The sequence below is a fragment of the Halalkalibacter okhensis genome (genome assembly GCF_000787375.1).
Lineage (GTDB): Bacteria > Bacillota > Bacilli > Bacillales > Bacillaceae_D > Halalkalibacter > Halalkalibacter okhensis.
On sequence record NZ_JRJU01000009.1, the window covers coordinates 48,388 to 69,063 of the forward strand.

Consider the following 20,676-nt stretch of genomic DNA (forward strand, 5'->3'; position numbering starts at 1 on the left):
AGGAGGTACTACCATGGAAATCATTGAACAAATTACACATTTACAAGTGTTAAATCAATTTTGGATTTTGCTCTTTTTCCTTGTTCCTATGGTTCTCATATCGAGGACCGTTGTAGCAGGTACACGGTTTTCTCCTGTACTTATAATTGTTATCTTCGGCTTGTTACTTGGTTTTCTGTTAGTTTCTGTTGAGATCGCAACACCAGGTTTAGTCGAATTTCCATTTGTTGATTTAATGGCTCGTACAACGATTATTGCTCTTACTGTGTCATTCTTTGTTGGAGGCCAAGAGTTACGAAAAATTTTAAGCAAAAAGGAACTTAAAGTTGATGATATTGTTGTTCCATCAGATGAGGAAACTATACTTGGTACAACACGTACTCAATTTTTTTACATTTTGCGTGCATTCTTTTTGTTGCTCGGCATAGAAGGTTTCACGAGAATGATTGTGCATGGACAAGCAGCCGAGGGAATTGCTGTTTATAACCCACTTATTGCCTATATTGGCCTTATTATTGCGATCATTTTAATTGATAATAAAGCAACGATAAGAAATAAACATTTATACATTCGAAAAGGATTGCTCGAAATTGCTTTCATCATTGCCGTATTACTTTTCTCTTATTACATTGCACAAATCTTTGTATCCATTATTGCGTTGCCACAAATCTTTTTCGCAATGATGATTTCAGCAGCTCTTGGTGCGATCTTTCACCAATGGACATTTGGTCCAACTGTGCGTTCTTTGCTATTTGCCGGAATTCCAGTCGTGCTTGCTGCGAATTTTATGATTGGTGGCTCTCGTATTGGAGACGCCTTTGACATACAAGGAATGAATTCTGTATTAGCCTATGGGTTTTTCGGTCAGCTTTTTTGGATGTTTGGAGGGATTGCCTTACTTATGTTGATTGCCAAAACAGCAAATGCGCGAAATTTAGCGCCTGGTATGGCTGGCTCTCTTTCTCATTCTGGATTAACAGGAGCTTGCACTGCAGGAGACTTCGGAAAAGTGGCAGCCAAGCGTGCACCGATTATGATTAATATTCCCTTTTTTGGTCACGTTTTTGTTTTTTCAATTCTAGCTATTAGTGCCGAACGGGGATCTCTTTGGATTGTGCCTTCGTCGATTATCGTAGCAATCGGGGTGGCGCTTACGATCTTAGCCTTACTTAATTTACGCAAAGCAAAAGGGGACGATCGTAAAGAAGTAAAAGCGTTGATGCAATTTTCGTTTGGTTGGCAAATTTGTGCCGTCTTTGGTGGTTTAGCGCTCTTAAGCTTTAGTGCCATGTCCTTTGACTATACTGCAATGGCACAAACATCAGCGATATCCCATTTTGGTTTATTTGCTGCCATTCAAGGTGAAATGTTTGGTACAGAAGCCGCTTTGCTCATTCCTTTTATTTTTTCCATGCCATTTCTGGTCCATCCCCTTGTTTTCTATATGTTTGGAAAAGCAATGGAAAAGGATGGAGAAATGCCAATAAAACCTGTCTATATCCTTGCAACTATAGGTAGTTTCGGTATATTTTACGCATTATTTTTTGCATAAAATCAAGTAGGAGACGACATTTATAAGCTGTTCGTCTCCTACTTGATTTAGACTGTTTGGTAAGTCCGGACAATCTCTTGTAACTTTAATGCTAATCCTATCTTTCCGTCTACTTTTACTTTCCCCGTCATAAAAGCAAATGTTGTGTTCAGTTCATCCGCTAACAATTTCGACAAGTCCTTTTCAGATAATTGCAATGAAACATCTGGCTTCTCTACTTGTCTTTCGTGTAAATATGCTTTCCCATCCCGCAATTCAACTTGAATGGTTCCCGCATCCGTTAAGGCAAATTGAAACACCCGATCTTTTTCATCACTTATATGTTCAGGGTAGGAATTAACTTTTTCAATCAACTCTCGTAGCTCTCCCATTACACTCATTATTTAACGCCTCCTTTCGCGCTTTTTCATTTATCTTTATTCTCTGATTATGTAAGCGATTCCTTTTTATTTTGACGAATAAGATCGAAACTTTCTAGAAAAAGTAAATACATAAAGAATGGAGGCGGTCATTTTGGATACAATGAGGATTTTGCAATATGTTTGTACATTTCTCGGAACAAGCTGTTTAATTTTTGCCTACATACAAATGGCAAAAACAAGCCAGAAAAAAAAGAGTGACTCATAGCTCTATGTGGTCACTCCTTTATGTTTCCAAGTTTACCCTTGTTCTTTATAGTACATCAAAGCAATGGCTCCAGGGCCCGTATGTGTACTAATAATTGGTGAAGTTTCCGTAATCGTTACTGGAATATTTTTCACTTTTTGCAGCGTATCTTTCAACTTATTTGCAAGCGACTCTGCTTCGATATGAGCAATTCCGATCGCTTTTACTTTAAAAGATGACGTTTCTTCTATGAATTGTTTCTTAAAATACTCAATCATTTGTTGGTGCGTACGTACTTTGGTCACTGGTGTATACACACCATCAGCAAGCGAGGCAATAGGTTTAATCTTTAGAATTGATCCAAGCAAGGCCTTCCCGCGTCCAATTCGCCCACCTTTTGCTAAATATTCTAATGTATCAACCATTAAATATAGAGAGGTATGTTCTCGAACTTCTTTTAACCTTGTAACAATTTCTTCTACACTATGTCCCTCATTTGCCATCTTAGCTGCTTCCATCACTTGAAAGCCTAATGCATGTGAGATGAACTGTGAATTAATCACCGTTACACTCTCTCCCACCATCTCAGCGGCCGTTCTAGCAGAGTTAAATGTACCACTCATTCCTTCTGTAAGATGAATGGAAATTATGTGCGTTGTCTCAGGTTCATTTAATAATCGACGATACGTTTCTTCAAAATAACCTACAGAAGGTTGAGAACTTTTCGGGAGCTCTTCAGAAGAAGTCAATAGTGTTACAAACTCTTTCTTTGTAATATCGATTCCGTCTAAATAGGTTTGTCCATTCACCGAAATAGATAATGGTACCACTTCAATTCCAAATGTTTGAACAAAATCTTCCGTTAAATCAGACGTTGAATCAGTTACGATCTTAATTGTCATTTTCTACATTCCCCTTTATAGCTTCATCACAATTTCTATGAAATATTACCTATAGACCTACTCTGATTCATCATATCATAAATCGTTGTTCCTACGCGTAATTACTTTCCTAAGGTGAAGCGAATCTCCTGATAGGTAATATGTTCAGGAAGTTTTTCTTTTATTGGTTTAAGAAATTCAGTTCCTACCTCTTCTGCTACTTGGTGAATAAGGGTACGATGTTCCTCTTTCACATATTGAGCTAAACGTAACTCTATCCCTTCTTGTTCAGCGCGAATCAAATGTTTAATAATTGTCTGCTCCGTTAAGGAAAGGTCTTCGACTAACTGCTCGATCATTTCTCCATTTTTAAACCGTTCAGCCGTTTCTAAATATTGTCCTTTTTTTGATGGTCGACTGCTTTTTTTCTGCGTTCTTTCACTCATCCCTGTAGGCTGACTATTTTTAAATTGTGACAATACGTCCAAAAAGGCTTCCCCGTACTTCTCCTTTTTTTGTTCTCCAACACCTGAAATTTCAGCTAACTCATCCAACGTTGTAGGAATATATCGACTCATTTCTTTTAACGTCCGATCAGAAAAGACCATATATGGAGGGATATTGTTTTCGGTTGAGAGCTGCTTTCGTAGTTGCCGTAATGCTTCAAAAACATCATCTTGCTCTTCTGGCTCTTTCGGCGCTAACGTTTCAGTAACAAAAAGCTGTTCCTCCCCTTTTAACACGGCCAACGTTTTCTCTGTTAATTGAATTGTAGGATATGACGTTCCAGTTGCACGTAAGTATTCTTCAGCCATTAAAATGTCAATAAATTCAGCTACATCTTTTTGAGTCCAGTCCTTCATTAAGCCATATGTTGATAGATTGTTTAACTGTAATTGTTTCACTTTTTGATTCGATGAACCGACTAAAATTTGAGCGATCATTGTTTTCCCGAACCGTTCTCTCACACGTTTGACGGTTGAAAAAACCATTTGTGCTTCTTTCGTTCGATCAACCTTCTCACCTGTTTGCACACAGTTTGAACACTTTCCACACGTCTTATTAGTATCTTCACCAAAATAGTGCAAAATATATTGTTGCAAACAACGCTCCGTATGACAAAACCCAGTCATTTGCTGCAATTTTTTGTATTCTAATTCTTGTCTGTCATCTGATCGGTCAGACTGTTCAATTAAAAAGGATTGTGTTCTCACATCTTGTGGACTAAAAAGAAGAACACAATCACTTGCTTCTCCGTCACGTCCGGCCCTTCCTGCTTCTTGATAGTAAGCTTCAACCGTTCTAGGTAAGTTGTAATGCAAAATATACCGAACGTTTGACTTATCGATCCCCATTCCAAAAGCATTCGTCGCAACAATTATTTTCGCTTCATCATGTATGAAAGCTTCTTGGTTAGCTGAGCGCTGACTTTCAGACATACCTCCATGATAGCAAGCTACATCAAATCCACTCGATTTTAGTTCGTCATAGATTTGCTCTACTTCTTTTCGTGTTGAAGCATAAATGATCCCTGATTCATTCTTTCTTGATGCTAAGAAAGTAGTCATAAACTTTTGTTTGTTTACTCCTTTTTTGACTTGAAACGTCAAATTCGTTCTTTCAAAGCCAGTTGTAATGACATTTTGTTCATCGATATGTAAAAATTGTTGTAAGTCAAAACAAACTTGTTTTGTAGCCGTTGCTGTTAAAGCCAAGACGGTAACCCTTTGAGATATCTCTTCAAGCCATGAAGAAATGGATAAATAACTTGGCCTAAAATCATGCCCCCACTGAGACATACAGTGCGCCTCATCTATGGCTACTAAGGAAAGGGTGATTTGATTTAGTAGATGTTGAAAAGATGGATGATTCAACCTCTCTGGAGCGACATAGACGAGCTTGTATTCGCCCTCTATAATACGTGATTGCCGCGTACTCTCTTCATTTGCACTTAATGTACTATTCAAATACGTTGCAGGGATGTTCAGTTCATTTAAGGCATCAACCTGATCTTTCATTAAGGAAATGAGCGGGGAGATCACGAGTGTAACTCCTGGTAAGACTAACGCAGGGATTTGATAACAAAGTGATTTTCCTCCTCCAGTTGGCATGATCCCAATTGTATCAATGCCATCTAGTACTTTTTCGATTATGCCCCTTTGTCCATCTCTAAATTGATCATATCCATAGATCGATTTCAACTTTTCCTGCGCTAATTGCAATTTATTTTTCTCCATCAACAGTTCCTCTTTTCTATTTTGAATGAGAAAGTGATCGTTGGACACTTTATAAATAATAACACTCATGAGGTGATATCATGAACATGACATTAAAACAAAAAAATACATTCTGTTTAATCGTTGTTACGTTAATCATGTTTGCACCTATTTTCATCATGCTATTTACAGGTGAACGATTCGTAACAGCCATTCGTTTGTTTCCTTTAGATTTTTCTCTTTATTTTGCTGTGCTTTTAGGAGCAATCATTGTGAACTACACGATGCGTTCTACGAAGCTACTTACAATTACGATGCTTGCAACAATCGTTGGATTAGCCGTATATTTCTTCTGGTATATCTAACACATCCATCGTACCATGATCCAAAACATCGGTCGAGTAAAGACAAAAGTCGGTTTATTTTAAAAAAATCGTTAGAATACTAGCCCCTTGTCCACAATGAATGGTATAATTCATTCGATTATGGACATTGGAGGCATACATATTTATGATTACCGTTACAAATGTTGGATTACAATACGGCGACCGCAAATTGTTTGATGAAGTAAATATTAAATTCACACCAGGAAACTGCTACGGGTTAATTGGAGCAAATGGTGCTGGGAAATCAACTTTTATTAAAATTCTTTCAGGTGAAATTGAACCACAACAAGGTGATGTTCATATGAAGCCTGGACAAAGACTTGCTGTGTTAAAGCAAAATCACTTCGAGTATGAAGAAGTTGAAGTGTTAACAACCGTGATTATGGGACACGCTCGCCTGTATCAAGTCATGCAAGAAAAAGATGCGATTTATATGAAGGAAGAGTTCTCTGATGAAGATGGCATTAAAGCCGCAGAACTTGAAGGAGAATTTGCTGAAATGAATGGGTGGGAAGCAGAATCAGAAGCTGCTATTCTTCTTAAAGGTCTTGGCATTTCAGAAGAACTTCATTCCAAGAAAATGGCTGACTTATCAGGTTCTGATAAAGTAAAGGTTCTTCTTGCTCAAGCATTATTCGGCGAGCCGGATGTCCTTCTTTTAGATGAGCCGACCAACCATTTAGACATTAAAGCAATTGAATGGTTAGAAGAGTTTCTTATTAACTTTGAGAATACCGTTATCGTTGTTTCACATGATCGTCACTTCCTTAACAAAGTTTGTACACATATTGCAGACTTAGATTTTGGTAAGATTCAAATTTATGTGGGGAACTACGACTTTTGGTATGAATCAAGTCAACTTGCTCAAAAAATGGCACAAGATCAAAATAAGAAAAAAGAAGAAAAAATTAAAGAGCTTCAAAGCTTCATTGCTCGCTTTAGCGCCAATGCATCAAAATCTAAACAAGCAACATCAAGAAAAAAGTTGCTTGATAAAATTGAACTCGATGACATTAGACCATCATCACGTAAATACCCATATGTTCATTTTTCCCTTGGGCGTGAAATCGGAAATGATGTATTGCGTGTAGAAGGAATTACTAAAACTATTGATGGCGAAAAAGTCCTGAACAACGTTAGTTTCACGATGGACAAAGAAGATAAAATCACCCTTGTTGGTGATAACGAAATCGCCAAAACTGCTCTTTTCAAGATTTTAACGGGTGAAATGGAACCGGATAGTGGCACGTATAAATGGGGCATCACTACATCTCAAGCGTACTTCCCGAAAGACAACTCAAAGTTTTTTGAAGGAAGTGACTTAAACTTAGTTGATTGGTTACGTCAATATTCACCTGAAGATGACAGTGATACATTCCTACGTGGGTTCCTAGGACGTATGCTCTTCTCTGGAGAAGAAGTCAAGAAGAAAGCTAACGTCTTATCAGGAGGAGAAAAGGTCCGCTGTATGTTATCAAAAATGATGCTAAGTGGTGCAAACGTGCTTCTTCTTGATGAGCCGACGAACCACTTAGACTTAGAATCCATTACAGCAGTGAACAATGGGCTGATTAATTACAAAGGTGCGATGATTTTCACTTCTCATGACCATCAATTCAATGAAACAATCGCAAACCGCGTGATTGAATTAACAGCTGATGGTGTGATCGATAAGCAAATGACTTTTAATGAATATTTAGAAACTACAAAGAAATAAGTTACTAATAGGGCACTGAACTAGATGTTTTTTTCAGTGCCCTTAAAACAACCAGTTCCTAATTGAATATTCAGACAGATAAGATTATCTAAGTGAGGGAGTCAAGTATGGATACGAAATTAGCGTACATCATAGCGATTTTAGGAGCTGCTTGTTGGGGATTAATCGGGTTATTTGTTCAGTTTCTTTATGATTTCGGCTTTACTGCTTGGGACGTTGTGGCTATCCGTGCTATTTTTTCAGCAGTACTTTTACTTTTGTATGTTTCCCTGTTTAAAAGAGAGCTTCTGAAAATCCAACTAAAGCACCTTCCCCTGTTTATCGGATCAGGGATTATAAGTATTGTCTTCTTTAATTGGTGTTTGTTTACGGTTATGGACCAAGCCAATATTTCGTTGGCTGTTGTTTTATTATATACCGGCCCATTATTTGTAACAATCCTTTCAAGAATTTTTTTCAAAGAGTCCTTAACCATTCGTAAAGGGTTAGCCATATTTATAACATTAACCGGATGTGCATTTGTTGTTGGTCTGTTACCATCCATTGATACCGTTATAACAGCTTCCACTCTATTAATTGGTGTCGGTTCTGGTTTCTTCTATGCCTTATATAGTATATTTGCGAAAGTTAGTAGTCGGCATTATGGCTCACTAACCATTACCACTTACTCATTTATTTGTGCAAGTGTATTTATGGCTTCCTCAAGCCAACTTTATCAAAAAGTACATCTGTTATTCCATTGGGATGTTCTTATTTTTAGCCTTGGTCTAGCACTTGTTCCAACCATTGTAGCTTATTTATTATATACGAAAGGATTGCAATACATCGAGTCTAGTCGTGCCTCCATTCTCTCTACAATTGAACCCGTAGTAGCGATAGGGATTGGCTTTCTATTCTTTCAAGATATCTTAACATTTTGGCAATGGATGGGTGTTTTCCTTGTACTTTCATCGATTATTCTAGCAGCCGAAACCAGTCAGAAAAAGGACAAAAAGAAAACAGCTGTCGCACAAGCTTAACCTATTAAAGCAATCTGCGCTGTCGCTGTTTTCGTCGTTTTAGTACTTGCACCACAATAACAATTGCTAAAAGGGCAAATAATGTATAAATTAAGTTTTGGATAAAACTGTTCCAATCTTTGATCGAAGAACCGTAATAATAACCTATGAAAAAATAGATAGACAACCAGACAAAAGCAGAACTAAAACCAACCATCGCAAAAAATCGATACGAAATGCCTGACATACCAATACTAAATGGGACGGCGTGACGAATAAATGGAAAGAAATAACTAAAGCTAGCCGCTTTAAGGCCATATTGATCTAGTAACTCTCTCCCTTTTTCAGCACGAGATTGCCAGATTGATTGGCTTTTCTTTTCGAAATTTGCATGTTGATTGACCGCATTTCCTATGACATATAAAATGGTCCCATGTAAAATAATACTGCTGAAAATGATAAGAAACGTAGGAAAAGGATCTAATAATTTGGTTGTTGCTAACAAACCGCCACTCATCAACAACACCTCATTTGGAACCGGAAAGAAGAACAATCCAACTGCTACAATAAAGAACAAAGCAATGTATCCATATTGTCTAATAAAATCAATAAAAATCAACATTTCCATTTAATTTATTCACCCCCTTTTACACATGTTGTCCCATGAAGTAAAAGAAAGGCAGCTGTTTGCTGCCTTATCCTTTGAAGTAATCTTTATAATAACCGCCAATTTTTCCTGTATTATCAATGACAAAATAAAACTCATCTGTTTCATTTTTTAATTCATAAGACTTTCCTTTTGTTAAGGCGCGGTTTACCATATATTTTTTCGCATCTGTATGAACGCACTCAATCGTGCGGATCGTCTCTTTATTCGTCCATGTTTGATGAATCAATTCACTCAACCCTCTTTCCATTAATCTATATGTATGTTTCCATTATACTGACATTCATTGAAATTGCCAACTTAAATGGTATCTGTTACGTAACTTTAACATTTACTCAAAGGAAAAAGGCCGACCGAAGTCAGCCACTTTCCTTCTATTTAGCCCTCGAGTAAAAGGGATTCTGGATCTTCTAAGAGTTCCTTCACTTTCACAAGGAAGCCTACTGCTTCTTTTCCATCTACGATACGGTGATCGTAAGAAAGAGCAATATACATCATTGGGCGGTTTTCAAAGCGCTCCTTATCAAGAGCTACAGGACGCCATTGAATTTTATGCATTCCTAAAATCCCAACTTGAGGCGCATTTAAGATTGGTGTAGACATAAGCGATCCAAATACCCCACCATTTGTGATCGTAAATGTACCACCTTGTAAATCAGCAATCGACAATTTATTATCACGCGCTTTTTTACCTAATTCACCGATTCCCTTTTCAATTCCTGCAAAGCTTAAGCGATCTGCATCACGTAGGACTGGAACAACTAAACCTTCATCTGTTGATACGGCACAACCAATATCATAATATTTTTTAATTAACAGCTCATCGCCTTGAATTTCAGCATTTAGTAATGGGAATTCTTTCAGCGCACCTACTACTGCTTTTGTAAAGAAAGACATAAAGCCAAGCTTCACACCATTCTTATCGACAAAGGCATCTTTACGACGATTACGTACATCCATTACGGCTGTCATATCAACCTCATTAAAAGTAGTTAACATGGCCGCTGTTTGCTGCGATTCCACTAAACGTTTTGCGATCGTCTGACGGCGACGAGTCATTTTCACTCTTTCCACAGGCTTAGCTGGGTCATCTGATGCAACAGGTGCTGCAGAACTCTTTTTAGGTGCAGCTGGAGCTGATGGCGCAGGTGCTGACTGAGCTGTCTGTGCCTGTGTTCCATGAGATTGTACATCTTGCTTTCTGACACGACCTAATGGGTCACCAGTTGAAACGGCACTTAAATCGATTCCTTTCTCACGAGCTAACTTTCTAGCGGCAGGAGATGCTAGCGGGCGGTCAGTTGAAGACGGTGCACTCGCTTCTTCTTTGGCTGGTACGGTTTCTTTTTTCGGTTCTTCTTGAACGGCTTCTGCCTTTGTTTCACCTGCAGCACTTCCGCTTTCGTCAATCACTGCAATGACTTCACCAACTTCAACCGTATCGCCTGGTTCTCTTTTAAATTCTTTAATTACACCCGAGTGCTCCGCTACAATTTCAATATTAACTTTATCAGTTTCAAGTTCAGCAATATATTCACCTTGGTTAATATGCTCTCCAACTTCTTTTAACCATTGAGCAATGGTTCCTTCTGTAATCGACTCTGCAAGTTCTGGTACTTTAATCTCAATCACGGAAAAGGCCTCCTCTTATTGTTTACGTGTCAAAGACTCTGTTACAATACGTTCTTGCTCTTTTTTATGGGCAACTGGGTCACCTTCTGCTGGACTTGAACGATGTGTTCTGCCGATGTAACTAACAGAGGTCCCTTCAGGTGTGATTTCACGAATACGAGATTCGATATATGGCCAAGCTCCCATATTTTTCGGTTCTTCTTGCACCCAAACGATTTCTTTTACATTTTTGAAACGAGATAATAATTCTCTAATAGGCTTTTTAGGGAATGGATACAACTCTTCTACTCGAGCGATATGGAGCCAATCCCAATTTTGATCGTTATTTTTCTCAACGCGATCAGCTAAATCAATGGCTACCTTCCCACTACATAAAATAAGTCGCTCTACTTGTTCTGGCTGTTGGCCAAGGCCTTCTTGCTCAAATACAGGTTTAAATTCTCCCTCTGTAAATTCAGCATGAGCAGAAGCAACCACTTGATTTCGTAACAAGCTTTTCGGCGTCATAATTATGAGCGGACGAACGGAATCCTTCTCGAGAATTTTTGCCTGCCTTCTCAAAATATGAAAATACTGTGCTGCTGATGTACAGTTGGCAATCGTCCAGTTGTTTTCAGCTGCTAGAACTAGGAATCGTTCTACACGACCACTTGAATGTTCTGGTCCTTGACCTTCATATCCATGCGGTAATAACACAACAAGACCTGATTTTTGCCCCCACTTCGCACGCCCTGCTGAAATCCATTGGTCAAACATTACTTGTGCACCGTTGGCGAAATCTCCAAATTGAGCTTCCCATAAGACAAGTGTTTCTGGAGCTTGCACATTATATCCGTATTCAAAGCCGACAACTGCTTGCTCTGAAAGAGGGCTATTATACACAGCAAATGATGCATTCGCTTTTTCAAACGTCTGTAATGGTGTATGAACTTCATTTGTCTCACGATCATGTAAGACTAAATGACGGTGAGCAAATGTTCCTCGTTCTGAATCTTGCCCAGTTAACCTAATAGGCGTTCCATCATGTAAAATTGTTGCAAATGCCAACGTCTCTGCTAACGCCCAATCAACCTTTGCACTTTCTTCAAATGATTGCAAACGACGCTTTAAAATCTTCTCAAGTTTTACATTTGCATTGAAAGTCTCAGGCCATGCTAATAAATCATCATTTATTTCCTTAAGAGTATCAAACGGAACACTTGTTTTTACTCTTGGCAAGCCATTAACGACATAATCCGGTGGAGACATCTCTTTTGGCTGATTTGATTTATTAGCAATCACATCATCATATTGAGATTGTAGGTAATCTTGAGTTTCTTTATCTAACTGATCTCCATACGACTTATCAATAACTGACTTTTCCGAAAGCTGGTCTGCATATATTGCCCGAACAGTAGGATGCTTTCGAATAAGAGTATATGTTGCTGGCTGTGTCACAGCTGGTTCATCCATTTCATTGTGGCCAAAACGGCGATATCCGATTAAATCAATAAGGAAATCCTTTTTGAATCGCTTGCGGTATTGAACAGCTAAATGAATGGCTGCTAGACAAGCTTCTGGATCATCCGCATTGACATGAACAATTGGAATTTCGAACCCTTTCGCTGGATCACTGGCATATGTAGTAGAGCGAGAATCATATGTCTCAGTTGTAAATCCAATGTTGTTATTAGCAATTATATGAAGAGACCCGCCAGTCTGATAACCACTCAATCGGCTAAGGTTCAATGTTTCTGTAACAATTCCTTGTCCCGGAAATGCTGCATCTCCATGTATTAAGACTGAATATGCTTTCGTGACAGATTGTTCTGGGAACCCTTTAGACGTTCTTACTTCTTGAGCTGCTCTTGCATATCCTTCAACGATCGGACTAACAAATTCAAGGTGACTTGGGTTATTTGCTAATGATACAGTTGCCTCAGCTGTATTCTCTTCTCTAATTTGACGGTCAGCACCTAAGTGATACTTTACATCACCCGTCCAGCCATTTATTCCTGCTGAAACTCCAGCTGGATCCAAATCTTTACTTGGTGAATACAAGAATTCAGAGAAGATCATTTTATACGGTTTGCTTAACGTATGAGCTAATACATTCAAGCGTCCGCGGTGAGCCATTCCAATAAGAACATTTTGCGTACCTTCATGAACAACTTCACGTACAGCTTCATCAAGCATTGGCACTAACATATCTAATCCTTCGATTGAGAAACGCTTTGCACCAACAAAAGTACGATGTACAAATTTCTCAAAGCCCTCTACATGCGTTAATCTATTCAAAAGATTAAGACGTTGCTGCTTAGTTAAATTAGGTACATACATACCAGACTCAACCATTTTAATTAACCATTCTCTCTCTTCCATATCATGAACGTGGTTAAATTCAAATGCAGTTGTTTTTGTATAGACATCTTTTAAGTAATTAATGGCATCCAACCCATTTTTCACATGTGCTGGAGCATGTTCACAGATCATATCTACAGGGACTTGCTTTAAAAAATCTTCAGTTAAATTATAATGACTTAGCTCTAGAATTTGAGGGTATTCCGATTTTTTGAATATCGGGTTAATATCTGATACTAAATGCCCTTTTCTTCTGATCATGTCTGCTAACTTAACTGCATTAACAAAATTCCTAACCATATTAGGTGAGGCAGCAGAAACATCTGGGGTAGCACTTGGTTTACTTTCATTTTCTGAAGGTGGTGGACCCCAAACCTCAAATAATTCTCGCAAATCTTCTTCTACAGCTTCTGGATTTTTAGAATATTCTTCGTAAAGCTCAATTGCTACGCCAAGATTTGGACCATGAAACCCTTGCCATGGCTCTTCCGCTTTGTGCCCCTTGCTTGACATAAGATGATTACCTCCTAGTTTAACTTCAAGTTAAATCTATGATTTTTATAATTGTAACGCTTTCATTACCATTTTAACATAATTGTCACATTTGTTAAAGATTATATCTTCTTATTCATAGATTTATTTCGTTCCCCTAGCTTGACAATGAACGTTACAATGTAGAGAGTAGGAATTGCATCTTCTCTACATAAAAAGTGTAAAACTTTTTATTCAGAAAATCTAGTTATTTCGTGAAAAAAGGAAATTTTTTCACTTTTTTATTTAGTCTTCATAAAAAGGAATGAAACAAATGATTCAGTTCGACAAAATCAATAAACAAATCCTTTCTTCTGCATGCTTACAATGTGAGGATGAATTTTTTCAACCACCTACAACGAACATCCCCAAAGTAGGATGTTGTTCTTATAGTCCAACCTTTTACTTGCTGGAGATCGCTAAAATGATAAACAAAGATGAAGCTTTTTTTCTAAAACATATTTTGCACCATCCAAAAGCTCTACTTTCGCCATATCATATAACCGTTCAAGCCCAAGTTCACTCTGATTATGAACGTGTCTTTTGGAAAGAGTCTCTTTCCAAATTAGAAGCAGATGACCTGCGTCATTCTTATTCTATTTGCCAATTTTTCAAGAATGAAAAAGGATGTTCACTGCACCCTTCATTCAAAAACTCTGTTTGTCGATCGTTTATTTGTCTTTCGATCGAAGCTCGTTTAAACGAAGATGAAAGAGAGTCCCTTCACTCTTGGACCCAAATGATCAAACACGAAGAAATGCTTTTTCAACGTACGCATGAGCAAGCACTTATGGATTTAGGGATAAACTTGCTATCTGATCCCTCCGCGGTAATGGACTACTTCAAAACATTACAAGATAAAAAAAGAGATTGAGCTAAAGGAGTTCCTCTGCTCAATCTCTTTTTAGTTCGTTTGATTCGTTTGGTAGGATTTAAACCATTCCGAGATTTGATTCTTTTCCGCCTCGGTAAATTGATATAACGGGGAATCACATCCCAATCACTTTCTAATACAAATCTTCTTATTGCTGATTAAAAAGTGGGGACATAGCCCGTTTTCCTGCTTGCCACCCTAATGAGCTAGAAAGAATTGTACGTAACGACATTCTCTAGTGCTTTTCTTGATGAAGGATAGGCTTCTTTTGCAGCTTTCCCCACTGTCATTAACATAATAGGGGTAAATCGATCTGGTACGTGAAATTGATCGATAAATTCCTCTCTCTTGAAACCACCAATTGGGCACGTATCATAGTCCATTGCTTTGGCAGCAAGCATAAATTGCATAGCCGCTAAAGAAGCATTTAAAAAGGCAGCATCTCGAGCGAAACTACCGCCCCTTTCATAAGCTCCATTGATCTGGCCAACGAGTGTGTCTTTAATCTCTTCAGACATGAACCCTTCTTCAACAGCCTCTTGATAAATCCCCTCAGCTTCTTTATTTGCTTCTACATCACCTAAAACGGCAATGACAAAAGATGCATCGACAATTTGCTGCTGATAATAAGCAATCGGTAGAAGCTCTTCCTTTTTCTTTTGATCTTCTATAACTAAGAAGCGCCAATGCTGCAAGTTCCATGCTGATGGAGCGGTAGTTGCAGCTTGAAGCATCTCTTCTAATTCTGCTCTTGAGATCTTATAATCGGGCTGGTATTGCTTGACGGAATGACGTTCTTCCATTAGATGATACAAAGCTTTTTTCTCTTGTTCGCTAACATTTATTGACATGATGTAACTCTCCTTTATTTGCTAATGCCCTCTTATCGTAGTAGAGATAGGCTCGTTCTGTAAAATAATATGCTTACCCTAATCGTTGCTGAAGCAATTGTATCGCCTCTTCTACCTCCTGCTTTGTCGTTGTTCTTCCTAAACTAAAACGAATCGTTCCCTTCCCTTCCTCTGGTTCTATCCCCATCGCTTGTAACACTGGCGATAGCGTTACCTCTCCTGAGTGGCAGGCTGAACCTGTGGAAGCAGCTATTTCTGGAACTGCATTTAAAACCTCTTGTCCGATCTTATTTGCAAAGCTTACATTTACCGTATTAGGCAAAGATTCTGTCGGATGACCATTCACACGAATTTGATTAGGATACGATTGCTTCAGTAATGTGAGGAAATGCTCTTTAAGCTCAAGTAAATTTTCCCCTTGTGCAACATAGCGACTTGCGCTTTCACATGCCGCTCCAAGACCAGCTAGTAGAATGACATTTTCTGTTCCTGCTCTCAAGCCTTTTTCATGCCCCGCTCCATGAATAAAAGGACCAAGCGTTACACCCTTTCGTATATAAAGTGCACCTACTCCTTTTGGGGCATACAATTTATGACCGGCTACTGATAAAAAGTCAACATTTAGTTGCTCAACATCGACTGGCACTTTGCCAAGTGATTGCGCAGCATCCGTGTGAAACAATATCCCTTTTTCACGGGCAACTTCCCCGATCTGTTTGATGGGTTGTAACGTACCAACTTCATTATTAGCATGCATAACAGTAATAAGAATCGTATCTGGTCGAATCGCTTTCTTAATCTCTTCTACAGAAACTTGTCCAAACTGATCTACCCCAACATACGTTACCTCTGCCCCTTGATTCTTAAGATAACGTAATGGCTCATGTACTGCTGGGTGTTCAATGGTTGTCGTTACAATATGTTTCCCTTTATCTTGATGCCTTTCAAAAACATTTTTGATCACATGATTATTCGATTCGCTTCCTCCACTAGTAAAGATGATTTCTTCTTTTTGAGCTCCAATTAGATTGGCTACTTGCTCCCTTGCCTTTTCAACTACTTTTTTTGCTTCGACCGCTGCAAAATGAGTAGTCGAAGGATTTCCATAGTGTTCGCTTAAAAATGGGGTCATTGCTTCAATCACTTCTGGAATAAGGGGTGTACTAGCATTGTAGTCTAAGTAAATTTGTTTCATTTGTAGTATCCTCCGCTATTTTTTCATACACACTAGTGTACCAGTTCAACACAGAACATGCATAACTTTTCGCTTTTTTAAACACCCTAAAAAAACCATAAATTAGGAGTTGATTGTTGTGGAAATGAGATTAAATTCAAATAGAAGCGATGTATCATGTTATGTTACGGTTGAACCTGAAGATCACATTTATAAATTACAAACGTTTGATACGACAGACCGAACTTTTCATAGTGGAAATGAACTTCTTGCCTGGGTAAAGAAAAACTGGGAACCCGTCCAATTTCAGAACCCATCAGAATATCAACAACTTCTACATGCTGTTGCCGAGGAATTAAAAAACGGAAACGACTAACCACCAGGTCAAACGTTTCATTTTTACCTATACGCTTCTAAAATAGACAAGCACGCATATATTTCCTAGAACGATTTTCTATGGGGTGAGTATATGCTTGCTTTTATTTTGCTACTTTTGCTTTCCATGCTTATTAGCATGGACGCCTTTGCTATCGGTTTTTTATTTGGATTAAAAAAAATACGAATCCCTTTAATCGTCGTAGCAATGATTGCCCTTTTTTCCGCTTTTGTCGTGTTTTTTTCGATGGGAATAGGTCGGTTTATCGGTGAACTCATTCCAACTTCCATTATTCAAACGATAGCTGGCTTGCTATTAATTGGTATAGCTATCTTTAATTTCCTTTACGATTTGCCCCTGTATCGACGATCATACTTTGTGATGATTGCTTTATTAATGAATGTCGACAGCTTAGGGTATGGGATTCAAGCTGGATTATCGGATCGATCGTTTTGGTTTGCACCCATGACAGGGATCATTATCTTTGCCGCATTTATAGTTGGGATCATCTATGGTCACGAAATTAAGAATCGATTTATTATCCGATACATGACCTATATTCCAAGTATCCTATTCTTATTATTAGGCTTGAGCAAACTTCTTTTTTAACAAAGCAAGTCCATTCTTTCATAAGAAAAGTTTTACAATTTTCTTTCTACCTATTACTATTAGTAAAAAAGGCTCTAGTGGAAAGGAATATATTTCGTATGTCCTCAAAAGATTTTGAATTTACCTCAAGCTTGCGTCTATCTTCTGGATCTCATGTGCTTTACAGCTATCGTCAATTAGATGCCTACGTAAATAATGCGGTCAGCTTTATTCAAGAAGGTCAAAACAAAGATCAACTTGTTGTATTTATTGATTCTAAAGTTCATCTGGATAAAATAATTTCTAAGTTGACATTAGATAATGATTCAAATGAACGTTTCAAACAGATTCTTTTTTTGGATTCAGATCTCTATTATAACTTTCAAGATGGTGTCGAGGACCTCTTTGAAAATTATCGTAAATATATAAAACCTTACTTGCGTGAGACAAAGCCGGCTAGAATATGGGGAAATATAAATGGCAAAATTAACGAAGACAAACTAGATCTATTAAATATGTATGAGTGTGCTTGTAACGAATTTTTAGATAACAAGATTGCAACAATCATGGTTTGTGCCTATAATAGTCAAACTTTATCTGCTTATATGCTTGAAGATTTATTATACTGCCATGAATATTTTATGACGGATACCTCCTTAGTGCCATCTAATCTATATAACCGAAACCAAAAGTCTGTTGCCTTTCCTTCCATCTCTGAACAAGTCAAACGAGAGAAGGAAACAGAAAAATTAGTGATACGCTCTGAAAAGCTATCGTTGACTGGTCAATTTGCAGCAGGGATCGCTCATGAAATCCGAAACCCGTTAACGTCGATCAAGGGCTTCTTTCAACTTATTAAAGAATCTAACAACAAAGAAATCTATTATAAGATCATCGAAGAAGAATTAGATAAAATCGAACATGTGTCAAATGAAATGCTTATTTTAGCCAAGCCACATTCAGAATCGCGCCACTGGTATGAGGTTCTAACGCTAATAAATGATGTGAAAATGTTATTAGAAACCCAGGCTATTCTAAAAAACATTTCCATTAGAACTGAATTCAAAACAGACGATCTTCAAATTAATTGTGAGGACACCAAAATAAAGCAAGTATTAATCAATTTAATTAAAAATGCAATTGAAGTAATGGATGAAGGAACCATCACGATTACAGCTCGAAAAACAAACTCACGAGCCATTTTATCTGTTACCGATGAAGGGCCGGGGATCTCCAAAGAAAACTTAGAGAAAATAGGAGAACCCTTTTACACAACCAAACCAAAAGGGACGGGAATTGGCTTATTAGTTTGTCAAAAAATTATCGAATCTCATCAAGGTTTACTATCTATTGAAAGTCAAGAAGGTGTAGGAACAACCTTTACGATTGAATTACCATTACACGCATAAACACTTAATAGAGCTAAACAAACAGCGAAACACAGAATATTTTGTCATCTTTTATCATTTCTTGCGCTTGCCTCGGAAATAAGCAACGCGATTCCCTATTTCCACAATAAAAAATCAAGTGAAGGTGACGTTCACTTGATTTTTTTACTTCTTCTTTTTTATGTAGCTAAAAGTACTCTAAATGCTTTATACTAATCCTATTTATCTGACAATGCCCCGACTATGTTGTTTGGCTACAGAAATTTCAAAATAACTGTCATCATCTTCATAAATTCGATCAATGATGATCAATACATCTTCAAATGCTACGGAATGATTGTTTGTATGATTCTCATTCATAAAATGGATCATCTTTTCAACTTCTGTATTGATTTTATGATTAAGGTCTTCCTCACTTGTTTTTTTGCTTCTAATGCTGTCATTAAAATCCATCGGATACTTAGGGATATTCATCGACCTTACCTTCTTCCATACTAGGTTTACTATAATCATAATAGTTTAGGTAGGAGGAATCAAGGTGTGAAATAATAAATACTTGCTTGCAAATAGCATAAAAAAACCCATCTAGTAAAATAGATGGGAAGAGTAAAAATATTTATGTAATTATATAGAAGTGATAGAATTAACTCTAATATTATCACTTGGAATGGCTAATTCTACTGGTTCACTATTAACCCTAATATTATCACTTGGAATTGAAAGGCTACTTAATGAACCACCGACTAGTAAAATTGATAATATAATCATACCAATAACTAATTTTCTCATGCTATCACCTCCTTTAAGTATGCTTTAATAACTCATTTAAAGGGAGTTGTCTATAATAATTATCTCCTGCGTTTTCGAAATAAAATACTGCTTCTTGGAATAAAGCAACATCGTTTGTAATCAATCCCCTGTAGTACTTATCAAAAGCTTTTCGATAATCATTATCTATCTTCAATTCAAGATCGTCTAATAATCTTAACGCTTCTTCATTTTGCTTACATTTTATAAGATAAAAAACATGTTCAAGTTTATCATCTAAAGTTATAGAAGAGGATCCTGAATTAAAATAAACTTTTTCTGGTTCTCCCCAAAAACAATAAGTAAAATTAAGACTTTTCTGTGCCTCTCGAATCAACATCTTGTGCCCAATTTCTTTAGAAAGAATAATTGATTTATTAATGTAATCAATCGCCATTTCTTTATTAGAAAGTATAAATGAATTTCCTAACCCAGTAAGAGCAATAGCTTTCATAGTTGATGTCAAAGAAATATTTACTAACTCAAATCCACATTCCCTTGACTTCTCCACTTCATTCAAATGCAAATAAACACTCTGCATCGTAATTTTATACCGACACAGCAAAGACGTCTTCATAAAACCTTCCTCTAGCCTACAAATCTCTGCATTGACTAATTCACTTAATGAGGCAATCATTTCAAATTCTTTTTGACTTGAATAATTGTATAACTGAAAGACTTTAATTAAGGTTGAGAGCTCTGGAGCGGTTACGGTTTTATACGTTAACTGCTGGATAGCTTCAATTAGATTCATCTCTTGTTTATACACAAGATGATCAATCTTATAAACTTCAGCCCATTCCCTACTCTCTTCATTAGGACAATCAAGTAATCTGTTAATTAATGTTTCTACTAAATCGGATTTGCTATTAATGACCAAGTATTCGAGGGATACTCTAGCTAAATAAGAATTAGGATCGACGCTGTGTACAAACTCTTCTAGATTCTCAAGTTCGCTAAAAGTTTCTGCAGTTATCTGTTTCATCACCATTAGCTATCATACCTTTTTTCGTTTTTATTAATCCAAATATATGCTACCTTACCTACTTAAGTCAATTAAGGTCTGACAAAATATTTTTCTTCTTTAAAAAT

General features: G+C 37.4%; 20 protein-coding genes. 8 read left to right on the plus strand and 12 right to left on the minus strand.

What is annotated here, in order from left to right; translation table 11 throughout:
• Positions 1-13 precede the first annotated feature (13 nt).
• On the plus strand, positions 14-1,552 hold the full coding sequence (locus LQ50_RS08560; protein WP_034628194.1) for a hypothetical protein: 1,539 nt from the start codon (positions 14-16) through the stop codon (positions 1,550-1,552).
• Positions 1,553-1,599: 47 nt separating this feature from the next.
• On the opposite strand, the gene LQ50_RS08565 is transcribed toward LQ50_RS08560, so the two are convergent.
• The 3 genes from LQ50_RS08565 to recQ form a co-directional block, all read right to left on the minus strand.
• On the minus strand, positions 1,600-1,932 hold the full coding sequence (locus LQ50_RS08565; protein WP_034628197.1) for an SCP2 sterol-binding domain-containing protein: 333 nt from the start codon (positions 1,930-1,932) through the stop codon (positions 1,600-1,602).
• Positions 1,933-2,211: 279 nt separating this feature from the next.
• Positions 2,212-3,060, minus strand: coding sequence for a DegV family protein (fakB, locus tag LQ50_RS08570; protein WP_034628199.1), 849 nt, complete (start codon positions 3,058-3,060; stop codon positions 2,212-2,214).
• A gap of 101 nt (positions 3,061-3,161) precedes the next feature.
• A complete protein-coding gene (gene recQ, locus LQ50_RS08575) occupies positions 3,162-5,276 on the minus strand; it encodes a DNA helicase RecQ (RefSeq protein WP_034628202.1) in 2,115 nt (704 codons plus the stop codon).
• A gap of 80 nt (positions 5,277-5,356) precedes the next feature.
• On the opposite strand from recQ, the gene LQ50_RS08580 reads away from it, so the two are divergent.
• From LQ50_RS08580 to LQ50_RS08590, 3 genes are all read left to right on the plus strand, one after another.
• Positions 5,357-5,620, plus strand: coding sequence for a hypothetical protein (locus LQ50_RS08580; RefSeq protein ID WP_034628203.1), 264 nt, complete (start codon positions 5,357-5,359; stop codon positions 5,618-5,620).
• Positions 5,621-5,765: 145 nt separating this feature from the next.
• Positions 5,766-7,358 (plus strand): ABC-F family ATP-binding cassette domain-containing protein, encoded by a 1,593-nt coding sequence (locus tag LQ50_RS08585; RefSeq protein WP_034628205.1) that lies wholly within the window; start codon positions 5,766-5,768, stop codon positions 7,356-7,358.
• A 107-nt stretch (positions 7,359-7,465) separates the two neighbouring features.
• Entirely contained in the window at positions 7,466-8,377 is a 912-nt protein-coding gene (locus LQ50_RS08590) for a DMT family transporter (RefSeq protein ID WP_034628206.1), read from the plus strand.
• A 4-nt stretch (positions 8,378-8,381) separates the two neighbouring features.
• Here the strand turns inward: LQ50_RS08590 and LQ50_RS08595 are convergent, their stop codons facing one another.
• The 4 genes from LQ50_RS08595 to LQ50_RS08610 all read right to left on the minus strand — a co-directional run bounded on the left by LQ50_RS08595 (position 8,382) and on the right by LQ50_RS08610 (position 13,508).
• Entirely contained in the window at positions 8,382-8,984 is a 603-nt protein-coding gene (locus tag LQ50_RS08595) for a DedA family protein (RefSeq protein ID WP_034628208.1), read from the minus strand.
• A 67-nt stretch (positions 8,985-9,051) separates the two neighbouring features.
• The gene (locus tag LQ50_RS08600; protein ID WP_034628209.1) at positions 9,052-9,252 is read right to left on the minus strand and encodes a DUF6501 family protein; all 201 of its coding nucleotides are present in this window, start codon (positions 9,250-9,252) and stop codon (positions 9,052-9,054) included.
• Between the two features lie 149 nt (positions 9,253-9,401).
• Positions 9,402-10,655 (minus strand): 2-oxoglutarate dehydrogenase complex dihydrolipoyllysine-residue succinyltransferase, encoded by a 1,254-nt coding sequence (odhB, locus tag LQ50_RS08605; protein WP_034628211.1) that lies wholly within the window; start codon positions 10,653-10,655, stop codon positions 9,402-9,404.
• A gap of 15 nt (positions 10,656-10,670) precedes the next feature.
• Positions 10,671-13,508 carry a 2-oxoglutarate dehydrogenase E1 component gene (locus LQ50_RS08610; RefSeq protein WP_034628212.1) on the minus strand — a complete coding sequence of 946 codons (2,838 nt, stop codon included), beginning with the start codon at positions 13,506-13,508 and terminating at the stop codon, positions 10,671-10,673.
• A gap of 442 nt (positions 13,509-13,950) precedes the next feature.
• Here LQ50_RS08610 and LQ50_RS08615 point away from each other — a divergent pair, with 442 nt between their 5' ends.
• Positions 13,951-14,400: a hypothetical protein gene (locus tag LQ50_RS08615; RefSeq protein ID WP_034628215.1), complete on the plus strand. Its 450-nt coding sequence runs from the start codon at positions 13,951-13,953 to the stop codon at positions 14,398-14,400.
• A gap of 206 nt (positions 14,401-14,606) precedes the next feature.
• Here LQ50_RS08615 and LQ50_RS08620 read toward each other — a convergent pair whose 3' ends face one another.
• Both LQ50_RS08620 and LQ50_RS08625 read right to left on the minus strand, forming a co-directional pair.
• Complete coding sequence (locus LQ50_RS08620) at positions 14,607-15,251, minus strand: nitroreductase family protein (protein WP_034628218.1); 645 nt, start codon at positions 15,249-15,251, stop codon at positions 14,607-14,609.
• A gap of 73 nt (positions 15,252-15,324) precedes the next feature.
• A complete protein-coding gene (locus tag LQ50_RS08625; RefSeq protein WP_034628219.1) occupies positions 15,325-16,446 on the minus strand; it encodes a cysteine desulfurase family protein in 1,122 nt (373 codons plus the stop codon).
• Between the two features lie 118 nt (positions 16,447-16,564).
• Between LQ50_RS08625 and LQ50_RS08630 the strand changes: the two genes are divergently transcribed.
• The 3 genes from LQ50_RS08630 (at position 16,565) to LQ50_RS24285 (ending at position 18,798) form a co-directional block, all read left to right on the plus strand.
• Positions 16,565-16,801, plus strand: coding sequence for a hypothetical protein (locus tag LQ50_RS08630; RefSeq protein ID WP_373279180.1), 237 nt, complete (start codon positions 16,565-16,567; stop codon positions 16,799-16,801).
• Between the two features lie 93 nt (positions 16,802-16,894).
• On the plus strand, positions 16,895-17,410 hold the full coding sequence (locus LQ50_RS08635; protein ID WP_034628222.1) for a manganese efflux pump: 516 nt from the start codon (positions 16,895-16,897) through the stop codon (positions 17,408-17,410).
• Positions 17,411-17,508: 98 nt separating this feature from the next.
• Positions 17,509-18,798, plus strand: coding sequence for an ATP-binding protein (locus tag LQ50_RS24285; RefSeq protein ID WP_052144660.1), 1,290 nt, complete (start codon positions 17,509-17,511; stop codon positions 18,796-18,798).
• A 201-nt stretch (positions 18,799-18,999) separates the two neighbouring features.
• Here LQ50_RS24285 and LQ50_RS08645 read toward each other — a convergent pair whose 3' ends face one another.
• From LQ50_RS08645 to LQ50_RS08650, 3 genes are all read right to left on the minus strand, one after another.
• Entirely contained in the window at positions 19,000-19,251 is a 252-nt protein-coding gene (locus tag LQ50_RS08645) for a hypothetical protein (RefSeq protein WP_034628223.1), read from the minus strand.
• Between the two features lie 150 nt (positions 19,252-19,401).
• Positions 19,402-19,566, minus strand: coding sequence for a hypothetical protein (locus LQ50_RS25400; RefSeq protein WP_161784672.1), 165 nt, complete (start codon positions 19,564-19,566; stop codon positions 19,402-19,404).
• A 13-nt stretch (positions 19,567-19,579) separates the two neighbouring features.
• The gene (locus LQ50_RS08650) at positions 19,580-20,575 is read right to left on the minus strand and encodes an AimR family lysis-lysogeny pheromone receptor (protein ID WP_034628225.1); all 996 of its coding nucleotides are present in this window, start codon (positions 20,573-20,575) and stop codon (positions 19,580-19,582) included.
• Between the last annotated feature and the right edge of the window lie 101 nt (positions 20,576-20,676).

Bases quoted from the DNA above. Each gene is read 5' to 3' on its own strand.
- LQ50_RS08560 (WP_034628194.1), top strand. From the start codon at position 14: ATGGAAATCATTGAACAAATTACACATTTACAAGTGTTAAATCAATTT.
- LQ50_RS08565 (WP_034628197.1), bottom strand. From the start codon at position 1,932: ATGAGTGTAATGGGAGAGCTACGAGAGTTGATTGAAAAAGTTAATTCC.
- fakB (WP_034628199.1), bottom strand. From the start codon at position 3,060: ATGACAATTAAGATCGTAACTGATTCAACGTCTGATTTAACGGAAGAT.
- recQ (WP_034628202.1), bottom strand. From the start codon at position 5,276: ATGGAGAAAAATAAATTGCAATTAGCGCAGGAAAAGTTGAAATCGATC.
- LQ50_RS08580 (WP_034628203.1), top strand. From the start codon at position 5,357: ATGAACATGACATTAAAACAAAAAAATACATTCTGTTTAATCGTTGTT.
- LQ50_RS08585 (WP_034628205.1), top strand. From the start codon at position 5,766: ATGATTACCGTTACAAATGTTGGATTACAATACGGCGACCGCAAATTG.
- LQ50_RS08590 (WP_034628206.1), top strand. From the start codon at position 7,466: ATGGATACGAAATTAGCGTACATCATAGCGATTTTAGGAGCTGCTTGT.
- LQ50_RS08595 (WP_034628208.1), bottom strand. From the start codon at position 8,984: ATGGAAATGTTGATTTTTATTGATTTTATTAGACAATATGGATACATT.
- LQ50_RS08610 (WP_034628212.1), bottom strand. From the start codon at position 13,508: ATGTCAAGCAAGGGGCACAAAGCGGAAGAGCCATGGCAAGGGTTTCAT.
- LQ50_RS08615 (WP_034628215.1), top strand. From the start codon at position 13,951: ATGATAAACAAAGATGAAGCTTTTTTTCTAAAACATATTTTGCACCAT.
- LQ50_RS08620 (WP_034628218.1), bottom strand. From the start codon at position 15,251: ATGTCAATAAATGTTAGCGAACAAGAGAAAAAAGCTTTGTATCATCTA.
- LQ50_RS08625 (WP_034628219.1), bottom strand. From the start codon at position 16,446: ATGAAACAAATTTACTTAGACTACAATGCTAGTACACCCCTTATTCCA.
- LQ50_RS08635 (WP_034628222.1), top strand. From the start codon at position 16,895: ATGCTTGCTTTTATTTTGCTACTTTTGCTTTCCATGCTTATTAGCATG.
- LQ50_RS24285 (WP_052144660.1), top strand. From the start codon at position 17,509: ATGTCCTCAAAAGATTTTGAATTTACCTCAAGCTTGCGTCTATCTTCT.
- LQ50_RS08645 (WP_034628223.1), bottom strand. From the start codon at position 19,251: ATGAATATCCCTAAGTATCCGATGGATTTTAATGACAGCATTAGAAGC.
- LQ50_RS25400 (WP_161784672.1), bottom strand. From the start codon at position 19,566: ATGAGAAAATTAGTTATTGGTATGATTATATTATCAATTTTACTAGTC.
- LQ50_RS08650 (WP_034628225.1), bottom strand. From the start codon at position 20,575: ATGGTGATGAAACAGATAACTGCAGAAACTTTTAGCGAACTTGAGAAT.